The sequence below is a fragment of the Thalassobacter stenotrophicus genome, assembly GCF_001458315.1.
GTDB classification, from domain to species: Bacteria; Pseudomonadota; Alphaproteobacteria; order Rhodobacterales; family Rhodobacteraceae; genus Thalassobacter; species Thalassobacter stenotrophicus.
The window spans coordinates 32,297-47,259 of record NZ_CYRX01000033.1 but is presented as its reverse complement, the minus strand read 5'-3'; the positions used below and the strand labels follow the sequence as shown (position 1 = coordinate 47,259).

14 protein-coding genes are annotated in these 14,963 nt (G+C 57.2%); 2 read left to right on the top strand and 12 right to left on the bottom strand.

Translation table 11 applies throughout. The annotated features are described in order from the left end of the window. The first annotated feature begins 1 nt into the window (after position 1). On the top strand, positions 2–1,537 hold the full coding sequence (gene murJ, locus THS5294_RS14700; protein ID WP_058124346.1) for a murein biosynthesis integral membrane protein MurJ: 1,536 nt from the start codon (positions 2–4) through the stop codon (positions 1,535–1,537). On the opposite strand, the gene THS5294_RS14695 is transcribed toward murJ, so the two are convergent. Beyond that, positions 1,534–2,217, bottom strand: coding sequence for a rhomboid family intramembrane serine protease (locus tag THS5294_RS14695; protein ID WP_038004092.1), 684 nt, complete (start codon positions 2,215–2,217; stop codon positions 1,534–1,536). The two genes, murJ and THS5294_RS14695, sit on opposite strands and share 4 nt — an antisense overlap. Positions 2,218–2,360: 143 nt before the next feature. On the opposite strand from THS5294_RS14695, the gene trpS reads away from it, so the two are divergent. Continuing rightward, the gene (gene trpS / locus THS5294_RS14690; protein ID WP_058124345.1) at positions 2,361–3,383 is read left to right on the top strand and encodes a tryptophan--tRNA ligase; all 1,023 of its coding nucleotides are present in this window, start codon (positions 2,361–2,363) and stop codon (positions 3,381–3,383) included. A gap of 3 nt (positions 3,384–3,386) precedes the next feature. Here trpS and THS5294_RS14685 read toward each other — a convergent pair whose 3' ends face one another. From THS5294_RS14685 to THS5294_RS14635, 11 genes are all read right to left on the bottom strand, one after another. Beyond that, on the bottom strand, positions 3,387–5,801 hold the full coding sequence (locus THS5294_RS14685) for an ATP-binding protein (RefSeq protein WP_133244396.1): 2,415 nt from the start codon (positions 5,799–5,801) through the stop codon (positions 3,387–3,389). A 181-nt stretch (positions 5,802–5,982) separates the two neighbouring features. Further along, complete coding sequence (locus THS5294_RS14680) at positions 5,983–6,750, bottom strand: TIGR02186 family protein (RefSeq protein WP_082645050.1); 768 nt, start codon at positions 6,748–6,750, stop codon at positions 5,983–5,985. Further along, positions 6,750–7,670, bottom strand: coding sequence for a sulfite exporter TauE/SafE family protein (locus tag THS5294_RS14675; RefSeq protein ID WP_038004087.1), 921 nt, complete (start codon positions 7,668–7,670; stop codon positions 6,750–6,752). Before THS5294_RS14675 ends, THS5294_RS14680 begins: the two co-directional genes overlap by 1 nt. A gap of 133 nt (positions 7,671–7,803) precedes the next feature. Beyond that, positions 7,804–8,607, bottom strand: a complete 804-nt coding sequence (locus tag THS5294_RS14670) for a purine-nucleoside phosphorylase (protein WP_058124342.1) — start codon at positions 8,605–8,607, stop codon at positions 7,804–7,806. Then, positions 8,591–9,556: an ABC transporter permease gene (locus tag THS5294_RS14665; RefSeq protein WP_058124341.1), complete on the bottom strand. Its 966-nt coding sequence runs from the start codon at positions 9,554–9,556 to the stop codon at positions 8,591–8,593. Before THS5294_RS14665 ends, THS5294_RS14670 begins: the two co-directional genes overlap by 17 nt. Beyond that, positions 9,556–10,632 carry an ABC transporter permease gene (locus THS5294_RS14660; protein ID WP_058124340.1) on the bottom strand — a complete coding sequence of 359 codons (1,077 nt, stop codon included), beginning with the start codon at positions 10,630–10,632 and terminating at the stop codon, positions 9,556–9,558. Before THS5294_RS14660 ends, THS5294_RS14665 begins: the two co-directional genes overlap by 1 nt. Further along, positions 10,632–12,200, bottom strand: a complete 1,569-nt coding sequence (locus tag THS5294_RS14655; RefSeq protein WP_038004081.1) for an ABC transporter ATP-binding protein — start codon at positions 12,198–12,200, stop codon at positions 10,632–10,634. The genes THS5294_RS14660 and THS5294_RS14655 overlap by 1 nt, the downstream gene beginning before the upstream one ends. Positions 12,201–12,206: 6 nt before the next feature. Continuing rightward, the gene (locus THS5294_RS14650) at positions 12,207–13,211 is read right to left on the bottom strand and encodes a BMP family lipoprotein (RefSeq protein WP_038004079.1); all 1,005 of its coding nucleotides are present in this window, start codon (positions 13,209–13,211) and stop codon (positions 12,207–12,209) included. 132 nt (positions 13,212–13,343) lie between these two features. Next, positions 13,344–13,745, bottom strand: a complete 402-nt coding sequence (locus THS5294_RS14645) for a GNAT family N-acetyltransferase (RefSeq protein ID WP_233486496.1) — start codon at positions 13,743–13,745, stop codon at positions 13,344–13,346. Further along, positions 13,745–14,377: a tRNA (adenosine(37)-N6)-threonylcarbamoyltransferase complex dimerization subunit type 1 TsaB gene (gene tsaB / locus THS5294_RS14640; RefSeq protein ID WP_058124339.1), complete on the bottom strand. Its 633-nt coding sequence runs from the start codon at positions 14,375–14,377 to the stop codon at positions 13,745–13,747. Before tsaB ends, THS5294_RS14645 begins: the two co-directional genes overlap by 1 nt. Further along, positions 14,367–14,927, bottom strand: a complete 561-nt coding sequence (locus THS5294_RS14635; RefSeq protein ID WP_038004076.1) for a NifU family protein — start codon at positions 14,925–14,927, stop codon at positions 14,367–14,369. The genes tsaB and THS5294_RS14635 overlap by 11 nt, the downstream gene beginning before the upstream one ends. Between the last annotated feature and the right edge of the window lie 36 nt (positions 14,928–14,963).

Here is a 14,963-nt window from a genome sequence, read left to right as displayed (position 1 = left end):
CATGCTAAGAGGGTTCCTGACTGTCGGAGGCTGGACAATGGCCAGCCGCGTGCTGGGCTTCATGCGCGACATCTTTATCGCGCGGTTTCTAGGCACAAGCGGCATGGCCGAGGCGTTCTTGATCGCCTTTTCGCTGCCCAACATGTTCCGCCGGTTTTTCGCAGAAGGCGCGTTCAACATGGCCTTTGTGCCGATGTACGCCAAAAAGTTAGAGGGCGGTGAGGACGCGGATGACTTTGCCCGCGACGCGTTCACGGGGTTATTCGTCATCCTATCGGTGTTCTCCGTTTTAGGCGTGGTGTTCATGCCTGCGCTGGTCTGGGTCATGGCCTCTGGTTTTGCAGCGGATGAACGGTTTTCTCTTGCGGTGATCTACGGGCGCATCGCGTTTCCCTACATCCTTATGATCTCACTTGCTGCACTGGTATCAGGGCTACTGAACGCCAACAGCCGGTTTTTAGCGGCGGCAGCGGCTCCTGTTTTGCTCAACCTTGTGTTCATTGCGGGCATGCTGGGTGTGGCGGTCTTTGGCACGCCAACACCATCGGCCATCGGCATCGCGCTGGCATGGTGCGTGCCTGTGGGCGGCATCGCCCAATTGGGCTTGGTCTATTGGGCGGCACGCCGGGCGGGCCACACGCTTACGATCCGCCGCCCCCGCATAACGCCTGAGCTTAAACGGCTCGCCATTATCGCAGGGCCCGCCGCATTGGCAGGCGGTGTGATGCAGATCAACCTGTTAGTCGGTCGCCAAGTCGCCAGCTATTTTGAAGGCGCGGTCGCGTGGCTGGCCTATGCCGACCGATTATACCAATTGCCTTTGGGGGTTGTGGGCGTCGCAATCGGCGTGGTCCTCCTGCCCGAGCTTGCGCGCCGTGTCCGGGCCGAGGATGAAGCTGGCGGCCAAGAAGCGTTTTCCCGCGCCGGCGAATTCGCCCTACTTTTGACCATTCCAGCAGCCGTCGCCCTCGTGGTGTTGGCTGTCCCGCTCGTGTCCGTCTTGTTTGAGCGCGGAGCCTTCAACGCCGACGACACCGCCTTTACCGCCCTCGCGCTAATCGTTTATGGCGCGGGCCTGCCTGCTTTTGTCCTGCAAAAGGTGTTTCAGCCCCTGTTTTTCGCCCGCGAAGACACCAAAGCCCCCCTGCGCTATGCGGTAATCTCACTGTTCATCAACGCCGCTGTCGCCATTGGCCTCGCCCCATTTATTGGGTTCATGGCTGCTGCACTTGGCACCACACTCGCGGGATGGGGCATGGTTTGGCTGTTATGGCGCGGCAGCCGCGATATTGGGCAGGCCGCAACCTTTGACGCCCAATTCAAAGGCCGCATTTGGCGCGTGATCTTTGCGTCACTCATCATGGGCGCAGTCTTGTGGTTCGCCGAAATTACCCTTGGCCCAGTGCTGGGCATGGACGGTTGGCGGTATCTCGGCTTGGCCATTTTGGTCGCAGTAGGCATCGCAACATACGCAATCGCGGGCCAGCTATGCGGCGCGTTCCGGTTGCGCGAACTGCGGGCGGCGTTACGGCGCTAGCGGCGCAGGCTGTCGCGCAACCGGGCCCATCCGCCCGGGATCAAGAAAAACGACATCCCAAAGCCTGCGACGAAACCCGCCAAATCCGCCGTCCAATCCCCGGTTGATCCGAAAAGTGCTGCGAACAAAAGCTGAATACCCAACAGGAAACCGATCAGAGAAAATGCCTTCATGGGGGCTTCACCCATAACGCGTGCGCGCACCCACAACAGAAAAGTGAACGCGCCGATCAACCCGTAAATGCCCGGGTAGCTGCCGACCAAGGGCGTCAGGAATTCAAACAGATAGCCGTAGACGAACGCCCCAAAGATTGAGGCCCCAAAGAACACGGCCAGTAGCCGCCATCCCCCGAACGCACCCGAAATCGCCTTGCCTATGGCCAGGATAAACACCACCGAAAACAGCACATGCGTGAAGCTGAGATGCAGGAACGGGTAGGTCACAAACCGACGCAAATGTTCGAGCGGGAATTGCCCCGTCGTGATCATCCAATCCAGGATTTCGCCGCTAAAGCCGAAGTCACTGATGGCATTGATCCGCCAACCGATGCCGCCATCTCCGCCCAAATATCCTGCCTGCGCGAGGGAAAACATCCCCTCCACCCCGCCGATAACCGCCGCCAAGGCGACAACAGTGCGCGGCACATCAAGAAAGGGAGAGGCGTTTGGATCGGCGTTCATACATACGGGTCCTGTGCGAGTGTTGGCCAACGCCTAGCGCGGAATGCCCCCCAAGACCAGTCGCAGCCTGCCCCTTTGGTTGACGCCCCAGCACCGCCTCGCTAAGCGAAAGGACCACTTTCGATCCGTTTCATGAGGCCACCATGTCCGAAGCCCAATTCACCAAGCGCGTTTTTTCCGGCATCCAACCGTCGGGCGGTTTGACGCTGGGCAATTATCTGGGCGCGATGAAGCGGTTCGTGGATATGCAAAACGAAGGCTCGTTCGAGACTGTTTATTGCATGGTGGACCTACACGCGATCACGACCGTGCTGAACGATCCTGCCGCATTGCGCCACAACACGCGGGAATTGTGCGCGGGCTTTATCGCTAGCGGGATCGACCCCGAAAAATCGATCCTGTTCAACCAATCACAAGTCCCCGAGCACGCGCAATTGGCTTGGATTTTCAATTGTGTGGCGCGCATGGGCTGGATGGGCCGCATGACCCAATGGAAAGACAAAGCAGGCGAAAATGCCGAAGGCGCGTCCCTTGGGCTGTTCGCGTATCCCGCGCTCATGGCGGCTGACATTCTGATTTATCACGCAACGCACGTCCCAGTGGGTGAGGACCAAAAACAACACCTTGAGCTGACGCGCGATATCGCCGCCAAGTTCAACCACGACTTTGGCGTAGATTTCTTTCCGATCACTGAGCCAGTGATTGAAGGGGCCGCGACCCGGGTGATGAACCTGCGCGACGGCACCAAGAAGATGTCAAAGTCGGACCCATCGGACATGACCCGGATCAACCTGACGGATACGGCCGACCAAATCGCGAAAAAGATCAAAAAGGCCAAGACTGATCCCGATCCGCTGCCCGAAACGCTGGATGGCCTCGGCGCGCGGCCAGAGGCGCGCAACCTTGTGAACATCTGGGCCGCCTTGACCGAAGAAACCCCCGCCGCAGTCGTAGAGGCCAATGCGGGCAAATTGTTTGGCTACTTCAAGCAAGACTTGGCCGAGATCGCCGTGGACAAACTCGCCCCGATTTCCACAGAAATGGGCCGTTTGATGGAAGACACTGCCGAGATTGACCGCATTCTTGCGCGCGGCGCGGAGCGTGCCCGCGAACTCTCTGAGCCGATCCTCAAACAAACCTACGAGATCGTTGGGATGGTGCGCTAAACGCTAATTCACGGCCTGCGCCTGTGGAATATCAACATGCCTCTCGTGATGTTTGAGGCATTCAATAAGCGTCGCCAATAACTGCTTTTTTTGCAGCGGCTTGGACAGGAAATCGTTCATGCCTGCGTTCAAACATGCTTCACGGTCACTCTCAAACGCATTGGCCGTAAGGGCGATAATCGGCGGTTGCGGAAGGTTCATCGCACGAATGCGGCGCGTCGCCTCGACACCGTCCAGCTTGGGCATCGACATATCCATTAACACAATGTCAGGCTGGACCTGCTCAAAGACATCAATCCCCTCCAACCCGTCTTTTGCATCCCAAATCTCGAGCCCTGCATCCTTAAGAAAGCGGTGAATGAGAAAGCGGTTGGTGCCGTTGTCTTCAACCAAAAGCAGGCGCAGACCCCGCAGAACACTCAGATCGATTGGGCGTTCGACGGCCTCAATGATCGGTACATCAACCGCTGGCGCCACTTGGATCGTGAAGGAAAAGCACGTCCCCTTACCCAGCGCCGAGCGCACCGAAATCCCGCCATCCATTTGATGAACCAAATGGCGAGCGATCGACAAACCAAGGCCTGTTCCCCCGAATTTACGCGCAATACCTGCGTCGGCCTGCGCAAAGCGGTCGAACACATGGGGTATCTGCTCATCCGAGAGGCCAATACCGGTATCCTCAACCTCAATGTGTAATCGATGGGAGTCTTTCTTGTCAGTATTTGCGCGCAAGGTGATTTGACCTTCGGAGGTGAACTTCACCGCATTTCCGAGAAGGTTCAGCATAATCTGACGGATACGCCCATCATCACCAGACACAAAATACGGGAGGTCATCAGACATCTCGACCGCAATCTTCAATCCCTTGTTCAGGGCTGTCGCGCGCACCAGCCCCACGGCCCCTTCGATACATTTTCTGAGGTCAAAATCATGCGATGAGATTTCTAGCTTGCCGGCCTCAAGGCTAGAGAGATCGAGAATATCGTTAATGATAGCCAACAACGACTGAGCGGATTCATGCACGATTTTGACATGCCCACGCGCCTCCGGCGGAAGCTTGCTTTCCTTTAGCAGTTCAGACATTCCGATGATTCCATTCATCGGCGTGCGAATTTCGTGGCTCATGGTGGCGATAAAAGCGGATTTGGCTTCTGTCGCCCTTTCGGCAACATTCCTTGCCTCGGCGAGCTCGTGTTCCTGACGCTTTGTCGCGGTGATATCTCGCTCAATGGCAGCGGTGAACAACAGCTCACCCTTTTCATCCCGCGTCGGCACCAAATATGTCTCAATCCAAAATTTACGCCCGTCCTTAGCGTAATTCACAATTTCGGTACGGAAGGGTTCGCCACGTTCGATGTGTTCGTGGATTTGACGGATTGTCTCACGATTGGTTTCTGGCCCATCAAGGATGTTCGCGGGATCTTGGCCCACGGCTTCCTCAAAACTGTAGCCAGTCATATCGGTAAATGCTTTGTTCACCCATTGAATGCGGCCAAATTTGTCATTTATCACAACACTATCAGACGCAGACTCAACCACTGTGGATAGTTTTTTCAGCTCTTGGGCTTGGTCACGAAGCTGGCGTTCGTTGCGAGACAGCGATTTGACCATCACGTTTCGCTGCTGTGAGATACTGCACATCAAAAATGTGGGAACAAGCACCAAGAGCCCAACCAAAATGACAGGCACACGGACCCACCAGCTGGCAAAATGCGACGTGGACCAGCCAGCCTGCGGAATAGCCGCAAGCTGCCATGACCCCACCGGCAGATTGATCGTGCTGAGTACCGCATCAGAGTTAAAAATCTCTTCATCGCCAAAAAAAACATCACCACTGGCGCCTAGACCGTTTCGTCCACGTATCGCGAAAGACAACCCTAGCTCAGGGTCCAAAATCCCCGCACGATCGTACAAGTGATATTCATCTAAGACGCTAGAAACGATGCCCCAAAACACCTCGACCCCGTCGCGTTCGACAAAAATGGGGAACCGCGCGGCGAAACCTGTGCCACCACTTTTCAGCAACTCAAACGGACCCGAAAATACCAGATCGCGCGTGATACGCGCCTGCTCAGCCAACTGGGAAATTGCAGCATTTTCATTAAAATTCAGCCCGATAACATTTTGATGCCTTTCGATCGGATGAATTAGCGTGACGATCAAATCGGGGGCAATCGCGATCCCGTAGAAATCGTCATTACCATCAACAACCAGGTGCGAGAGCGCGCTGAATTCCTCTTGGTTCATCTCGGGATGCAGTGACACGCTGGCGACTAGGCCACGCAAAAGCTGTAGGTCGGAATGAATGATGCCCTCCATTCTGGATTGCACCTCACCAACGGATTTGAGCACCTCCGCACGTTCTGTCTGTGTATGAATGATATGCGTTTGCCGTTCGATGAAGGCAAAACTGATCAAAAAGACCCCAAACACGATCCAAGCGGGTAAAAACGCCTTATTAAGAAGCCTTTGGCCTCTAAGCCTAGTCCAATGCTGTTCCAAACATCCAAGCCTTTTCCCATGAACCGTTTTTCGGTTTTAAGGCTGAAGGATTAACAGGCTGTTAACGATATTTACATTTAACGCAGAACGTTGATTTTCAACGGATAAATCGGAACACCGCAGAGGCCAACCACCCCGCCGAAATCGCAATAAACAATGACAGCAGGCCGTAAATCAGCGGCTGTTCGTGCGCGAGGTTGTAAATGAAACGCTCTAGCCCGACTTTGCTAACCTCAATGACATCATTGTAAATGGCCGTCACCTCACCCCCGCGGGTTAGGAAAATCCGGGTCTCATAGGCGCCTTCCACCAGATTAGCGGGCAATCGAATTTCTGTATTAAACAGCGTCTCTTGTACCAGTTCGACCGAGCCTTCGGAGGTAACATACAGCTCATCATTGGCGCGAATACGCATTAATGCTTCGGTAAAGGACTGCGCGTCAGAAATTGAGGCAGGCGCGCCAACGGACCGAATGGCACGCGCAACAGACACCTTGTGACGCTGATCTTCGGTCTCGGTTAACACATCACCCAGCGCACCGGATGTTGCGACCGCGTAAAAGCTTGGCGCGGCATCAATATCAACCGACTCCGTGTTAACCCAAATCCCGAGACGCCGGTCTTTTTTCCGCACGGTAACCGGCTCAGACGGGCCACTGACGGTGATGATCACCTCAAGCGAGGGCGTGCCAACCGGCACCGGGCGGGACCGTTTGACCGCGCCAAACACGAGGATTTCAGAGCCATCAAAACTGGTGTTAATCGACACGCGGTTCTGGCTCAGGTCGGCCACGACATCCTCAGCCGCAAAGGCGTGAACCTGCGTGGGCAACAATAGACAAAGAAGGGCAAACAGCCTGCGCATCAGCCGTGCCCCCCCGTCCCGATTGAGTAGATTTCAGCCGGTGTCAGCAGTAGATCCAGCGCCAGCTTGCCGCATACCGCAAGCACCATGATCGCGAGCAGGATACGCAGCTGCTCCGCCTTCAGCTTCACGCCAATCCGCGCACCAATTTGCGCGCCGATCACGCCGCCAATCAACAACAGAACCGCAAGGATCATGTCGACCGTGTAGTTCGTCGTCGCGTGCAGCAGCGTGGTAAACGCGGTCACAAAAATGATCTGGAACAGCGACGTTCCAACAACGACTTTTGTCGGCATACCAAGGATATAGATCATCGCGGGCACCATGATGAACCCACCGCCAACACCCATGATCGCGGCCAAAATCCCGACCAAAACACCCACAACAAGCGGCGGAATGACCGAGATATAGAGACCAGATGTGCGGAACTTCATCTTGAACGGCAGCGCGTGGATCCATGTGCGCTGCTTGCGGATGACCTTGGTCGTGCCGGGCGCCCGGGACCGTCGGATCGCGCGCAGGCTTTCGATGAACATCAAGCCGCCGATAAGCCCCAGGAAGACGACGTAGCACAGCTTAACCAGCAGATCGACTTGGCCCATTTCGCGCAAAAGCGTGAAAACCTCCACACCGACGGCTGCCCCCACAAGGCCGCCAACCAGCAAAACCCCGCCCATTCGGAGGTCGACAGTCTGTCGTTTCAGGTGCGCCAACACCCCGGAAAAGGACGAAGCGACGATCTGGTTCGCCTCAGTCGCCACGGCGACAGCTGGGGGAATGCCGATGAAAAACAGCAGTGGCGTCATAAGGAACCCACCGCCCACGCCAAACATGCCGGACAGCACTCCGACGATCCCTCCCAATCCCAAAAGGAGGAAGGCGTTCACCGAAACTTCGGCAATTGGCAGGTAAATTTGCATTGGCTGGGTCCACCAGGCGTGGCTTTTCCCCTTAAAAGCCGATTACCGGATGAAAAGCAAACCCAACGACCGGGAAAATGAGACGCAGCGCCTCAATTTCGAAAGTGGCACGATGGGCCCGCAGAAACTGGACCTAAAGGTTGCGCAAAAACTGTCGGAGGACCTTTTCCAGCTTTGCCGCGCCAAGCGGAGCCATCGCCTTGGTATGCTCATGACTAATCTTTTCATTCGACAGGCCAGCGGCCTTGTTCGTAATCGTTGAGATCGCGGCCACCCGCAGCCCCAAGAACCGAGCAAGGATTACTTCGGGCACCGTCGACATGCCAACAGCGTCAGCCCCAAGCGTATGAATGGCTCTGATTTCGGCGGGGGTCTCAAATGACGGGCCCGAATACCAAGCGTAGACGCCTTCGGCCAAGTCAACTTCTTGCGCCTGCGCCGCTGACCGCAGCTGCGCCCTTAGGGTCGTATCATGGGCATCCGTCATCGGCACAAAGCGCGCATCGGTGGGCTCACCAATTAACGGATTCAGCCCAGAAAAGTTAATGTGGTCCGACAGCAACATAATGTCGCCGGGATCAATCTCTGGATGAAGTGACCCCGCCGCGTTCGTCAGCAAAACGGCCTCAGCGCCAAGCGCCTTCAGCACCTCAAGCGGCAAGCGCATCGCGTCGCCGCGTCCGTTTTCATAGTAGTGTGCCCGGCCGCCAAAGATCGCTACGCGCTGCCCCTCCAGCTCACCAATCACAAGGTGCGGCGAGTGACCGGACACACCTGCGTGCGGGAAGCCATTTAGCTCGGCATACGGAATGCTGACCCCGTCCACAGCCTCCGCCAGATGACCAAGGCCAGAGCCGAGGATCAGCCCAAACCGTACCGGCGCATCACCTGCAATCGCGCGGATTTGCGCGGCCAGTACCTCAGCGTTCTTTGACATAAGGTTCGCCTCCGGCGCGGGGCGGGATCGCCTTGCCCACAAAACCCGCGAGGATCACAACCGTCAGGATATAGGGCAACGCCTGCATGAACTGCGACGGCACCGCGATACCCAGCAGTTCGATTGATTGGAAGCGGTTTCCAATGGCCTCAAGGAAACCGAACAACAAGCACGCATAAAGCGCGTACCACGGCCGCCATTTCGCAAAAATAAGCGCCGCAAGCGCGATGAACCCGCGCCCGGCAGACATGTCCTTAACGAAGCCCGCCGCAAGGCCGGTCGCAAGATAAGCCCCTGCAATACCGCACAAAACGCCACAAATACCAACCGCATAGAACCGCAAAGCAACAACCGAAACACCTGCGGTATCCACCGCTGCGGGGTTTTCCCCCACCGCGCGCAGGCGCAGGCCAAACCGCGTGCGAAACAAGACCCACCAGCTAAGCGGAACGAACAAAAGCGCCACGTAAACGAGGGGTGAATGACCTGAGATCAGCTCGGCATAGATGGGGCCAAAAACCGGCACTGGCGCCAAGGCGTCTGCGAAGGGAAGCGTCACCTCTTGGAACCGGCCTGCCCCCTCTAGGGCCGGGGTCCGCCCCCCCAAATCAAACCACGCCTGCCCGATGACTACCGTCACACCCGCCGCCAAAAAGTTGATCGCAACACCCGAAATCAACTGGTTCCCGCGGAAGGTAATGGACGCCAAACCGTGCAACAGCGACAGAGCAAGCGACGCTGCAATAGCCGCCAGAAGCCCGATCCAGACATTGCCCGTAAAGGCGGCAAAGGCGGCGGCAAAAAACGCGGCCATCAGCATCTTGCCCTCAAGCCCGATGTCGAAAATCCCAGCCCGTTCTGAGAACAATCCCGCAAGACACGCCAGCAGCAAAGGTGTCGCCATACGCACCGTGCTGTCCAAGATTTGAAGCACTCCGAGCAGGTCCATCACGCGGCCCTCTTGTTCAGGTTCACAAAGAACCGTTCAACCGGAGAGCGCACCATATTGTCGAGCGCACCGGTAAACAAAATGACCAAAGCCTGAATAACCACAATCATCTCACGGGTGATCGCGGGGCGTTCAAATTCCAACTCGGCCCCGCCCTGATACAACATCCCAAACAGTAGCGCCGCGAGGAAAACACCAACAGGATGCGAGCGCCCCATCAGCGCCACTGCGATGCCCACAAATCCCGCGCCCTGCACAGGGTCTAGGACCAGCCGTTCGGCCTCTCCCATGACCGCATTGATCGCCATCAACCCGGACAATCCGCCCGAAATAAGCATCGTCACCATGATGATCCGAACCGGCGAAATACCTGCGTACAAGGCCGCAGGTTCTGAATGTCCGTAGGCGCGGATCTCATAGCCCAATCGCGTGCGCCAGATCAAAACCCAAACCGCAACACAGGCCAGCAACGCCACGACGAATGTAACGTTCAATGGCGTTGACCGGGGAAACCCAACCCACGGCAACACGTCATTTGCATTGGGCAATGACACGCCAAACCGCGCAGTCTCGGGCGACATGGAGCCTGGGACCTTAATCACGTTAACCAACAAATACACCAGTAACGCAGAGGCAATGAAGTTGAACATAATCGTGGTAATCACGATGTGACTGCCCCGCTTGGCCAACAAATATGCCGGGATCGCAGCCCAAAATGCGCCGAACGCCATTGCCCCCACCATCGCCGCCAAAAGCGCGATGGACCAGTGCGGCCACGGCAAAGCCAACAGCACCAACGCCACGCCCAGCCCGCCAAGGCCCGCTTGGCCTTCGCCCCCGATGTTGAACAACCGCGCATGGAATGCCACGGCGACGGCCAACCCGGTGAAGATGAAATTGGTGGTGTAATATAGCGTATAACCCCAGCCATAGGGCGACCCGACGGCCCCCTTCACAAGGATCGCAACGGCCTCAAACGGGTTCTCACCGATATAGGCCACAACCAGCCCGGACACGAACAAGGCCAAAGCCAAATTGATCAGCGGGATCAAAAGGATATCCACCCATTTGGGCATCACGCGGCTCCCTGCTGAACGCCAGCCATCAACAGGCCAAGCTCTGTCTCATTGGTCTCGGACGGTAGACGTTCGCCCATGATTTGGCCGTCAAACATCACTGCGATGCGGTCTGATAGAGCCATAATTTCATCCAACTCGACCGACACCAAAAGCACCGCCTTGCCTGCATCACGCAGGGCAACGATCTGCTTGTGAATGAACTCAATCGCCCCAATATCCACGCCGCGCGTCGGCTGACCGATCAACAAAAGGTCCGGGTTGCGCTCGATCTCACGCGCGACAACGATCTTTTGCTGATTGCCGCCAGAAAAACTTTTGGCCTGCAAATTCGGGTTGGGCGGGCGCACGTCAAACCGCTCCATCTTGTCGATCGTGTCCTGCTTCAGAGCCCGATTATTCATGAAAATGCCGCTGCTGTACGCAGGATCGTGATGGTAGCCAAAACCGGTGTTTTCCCACGCATGATAGTCCATGATCAGGCCTTCACGCTGCCGATCCTCGGGCACATGGGCAATGCCGCTCGCGCGGCGCGACCGACCGTCAGAGTACCGTCCAGACAGATCAATCGCCTGTCCATTTAGCCGAACGACACCATCACCGGTGGCATATCCACCCAGCACCTCCAATAGCTCGGACTGACCATTGCCAGCCACGCCAGCAATGCCCAAAACCTCGCCCGCGCGGATGTCCAAACTCACGCCCTTAAGCCGCTCAACCCCCTGCGCGTCGCGCACCCTCAGGTTTTCAACCTCAAGCACTGTCTTGCCCGGGGTGGCGGGCACCTTGTCGACCCGCAAAAGCACTTTGCGCCCCACCATCAATTCCGCCAATTGCTCGGGGCTGGTGTCGCGTGTTTTAACGGTCGCGGTCATCTCACCGCGGCGCATCACGCTCACGGTATCCGTGATATCCATGATCTCACGCAGCTTGTGGGTGATCAGAATAATCGTCTTGCCCTGGTCCCGTAGCCCTTTGAGAATACGAAACAAATGATCTGCCTCAGACGGGGTCAACACACCCGTCGGCTCATCCAAAATCAAGATATCCGCCTGTCGATACAGCGCCTTCAGGATCTCAACCCGCTGGTGCAGACCGACCGAAAGGTCCTCAATGACCGCGTCAGGGTCAACGTCCATCTCATAGTCTTTGGCCAGCTGGCCCAACAGTTTGCGCGCCTTGCCAAGGGACGGCTTCAGCAGCCCGCCTTCCTCAGCACCTAGGATCACGTTTTCCAAAACTGTGAAATTCTCAACCAGTTTAAAGTGCTGGAACACCATCCCGATGCCCGCAGCAATCGCCGCCTGACTGTCGGGGATTGCGGTCTTTTGACCACCGACAAAAATCTCGCCTGCATCGGCTTTGTAGAACCCATACAAGATCGACATCAGCGTGGATTTACCCGCGCCGTTTTCACCAATAATCCCGTGAATCGTGCCTTTTGCGACCTGAATTGAGATATCCTTGTTGGCCTGCACGGGGCCAAAGGACTTGGAAATTCCCCTCAATTCAATAGCAAGGGCGGCCCCGTCGGACCGCCCCTGTTGAAGAGTTTGCACGTCAGACATGCCCTATCAGAACGTCAAAACGGGGCAGCTGTCGTCGCTGGTGTAGTCATGCACCGTCAACCCGCCACTCACGATCTGATCAGCGGCGGCATACACCTCTGACAACATGGAAAACGGCACGATGGCCTCGTTGAACCCGTCAAGCGCGATGCCGACACCACGGTTGGACAGGTCCATCCGCACGACACCAGCCTCAAAGCCTTCGGCACCGGCAGAGAACACGTCATAAACGGCGTTATCCACGCGCTTCAGCATGGATGTCAGAACCTCACCGGGGTGCAGGAAGTTTTGGTTGCTATCGACGCCGATGGACAGAATGTCTTCATCTGCGGCTGCTTGCAGCACACCAATACCCGTGCCGCCCGCCGCTGCGTAAACCACATCTGCGCCTTGGCTGATCTGGCTGCGCGTCAATTCGGCGCCGCGCACCGGGTCGTTCCAAGCGGTGGGCGTTGTGCCAGTCATATTGGCGATCACAGTCGCCTCGGGGTTCGCGGCCAGAACACCTTGGGCGTAGCCGCAGGCGAATTTCCGGATCAACGGAACATCCATGCCGCCAACGAACGAAACCGTCCCGGTCTCGGACGCTTTTGCCGCCATCATACCCACAAGGTACGATCCCTCATGCTCGGAAAACGCGATTTGGCGCACGTTTGGCAGATCACCAAGCCAGTCAACGTCGATGATCGCAAAGTTAGTGTCGGGATAATCGGGTGCCACTTCGCTGAGCGCAGAGGCGTTCGCAAAGCCTAGAACGACAATCGGGTTCGCGCCCCGCTCGGCCATCCGGCGCATGGTTTGCTCACGCTGAGCCTCATTCGCAAGCTCGGTTTCGACGTATTCGCCACCGGTCTCAGCCACCCAACGCTGTGCGCCGTTAAACGCGCTTTCGTTGAAGGATTTGTCGAATTTACCGCCCAGATCGATGATCAGGCCCGGCTCCGCAGCGGCGGCACCCGCCGTGAGTGCAAGCATGGCAGCAGCGCCAAGAAATTTCTGCTTAAGGTTCATGTGTATCTCCCAGGTTTTCAAACGGGGGGCGCAACCAGACGGGCGCCACCCCTCGCGAGCATGCGCAGAATAAGGCCGCAGCAACCGGGAAGGGTCAACTGCTTTTTGACTAATTTCGCCACCGACGTGCCGTTACATCGCCCGGCGCAGAACCAATGCGTCTGTGCCCGCATAATAGGCAGGACGACGACCCACCCGCGCAAAGCCATGCTTGGAATAAAGCGCGCAAGCCGCGGCATTGTCAGCGGCAACTTCTAGGAACATATCCTGCGCCCCCGCCACCTTTGCACCTGTGCAAAGGCTCTGGACCAACGCATCGCCCAAACCCTGCCGCCGCCGCGCTGGATCAACCGCAAGCGTGAGCAATTCAGCCTCATCCGCAATCACGCGCACCACGCCAAAGCCGCCCTCAATGAAGCGGATCAAAACGTTCGTATCCTGCGCGTAGGCCGCAAATTCCTGCGCAGACCATGGTCGCGGTGCGGCCTGAAAACACTGCGCATGCAAAGCCGCCATATCCTCGGGCGTCATCATTATGGCAGAATAATGGGGGCCGCTTCGCGCGAAGGCGCCGCATCCGCAGGACGAATATACAGTGGCACCGGGCGCGATACCTCTTGTCCAATTCGCGCCATTGCAACCCGTGCTATAGCCTCGGCAATGGGATGCACGGGCGCGATAACTCGCACGCCAGCCGCCGCCATGGCAGGGGTGTCCGTGGCGCAAATAACAGTCCGATCCGCCGCATCCGAAACAGGGGCAAGCCGCACAGGCAAATCCGCGTTGGCGCTCAAATACAGGTGATCACGTGGGGCCGGCACGGCGCACCATGTTTTCACATCACGCGCGCCGTACGCCAAGGCATCAAACCCGTTCACCCCTATCGCGGGGCACCCTAGGCCCAGCGCAAGCCCCCGCGCCGTCGCGACAGAAATGCGGATACCGGTGAAATTTCCTGGGCCAGTCCCCACACCGATCGCATCCAACGCGGCCCATGTCGTGCCGCCTTGTCCAAGGACATCTTCGAGCAGAGGCATCAAGCGCTCTGCCTGCCCACGACCCATATCCTCGTGAACCGAGGCCACAACACGGTCACCGCAAAGCAAAGCGGCCGCGCAATGCGCGGCCGATGTGTCAAAGCCTAAAACAAGGGGGTCAGACGGCAACGGGCCGGACCTCCAGCACCTCTGGGATGTAGTGGCGCAGCAAATTCTCAATCCCCATCTTGAGCGTCAGGGTTGAAGACGGACAGCCCGCGCAGGCGCCTTTCATGTGCAGGTAAACCACACCCCGGTCAAAGCCGTGGAACGTGATATCACCGCCATCTTGGGCCACCGCTGGGCGCACGCGTGTGTCCAACAACTCTTTGATCTGGCCGACAATTACAGTGTCCTCACCGTGATCCACATCCGTGTGGCCCGAGCCTGCATCGCCTTCCATGATGGGCGCGCCGGACTGGTAATGCTCCATGATCGCACCCAAAATCGAGGGCTTGATATGGTCCCACTCTACGGGCTCATCCTTGGTCACGGTCACAAAATCCGTACCAAAGAACACGCCCGTCACGCCTTCAACCCCGAACAAACGGGTCGCAAGCGGAGAGGTCTGTGCCGCCTCAGCAGTGGTGAAATCCGCAGTGCCTAGGTCCATCACGGGCTGACCGGGCAGAAATTTCAAGGTCGCAGGGTTTGGCGTCGATTCCGTTTGGATAAACATGGGCAGCTTCCTTCGATTGGACTTCTTATATGCAAA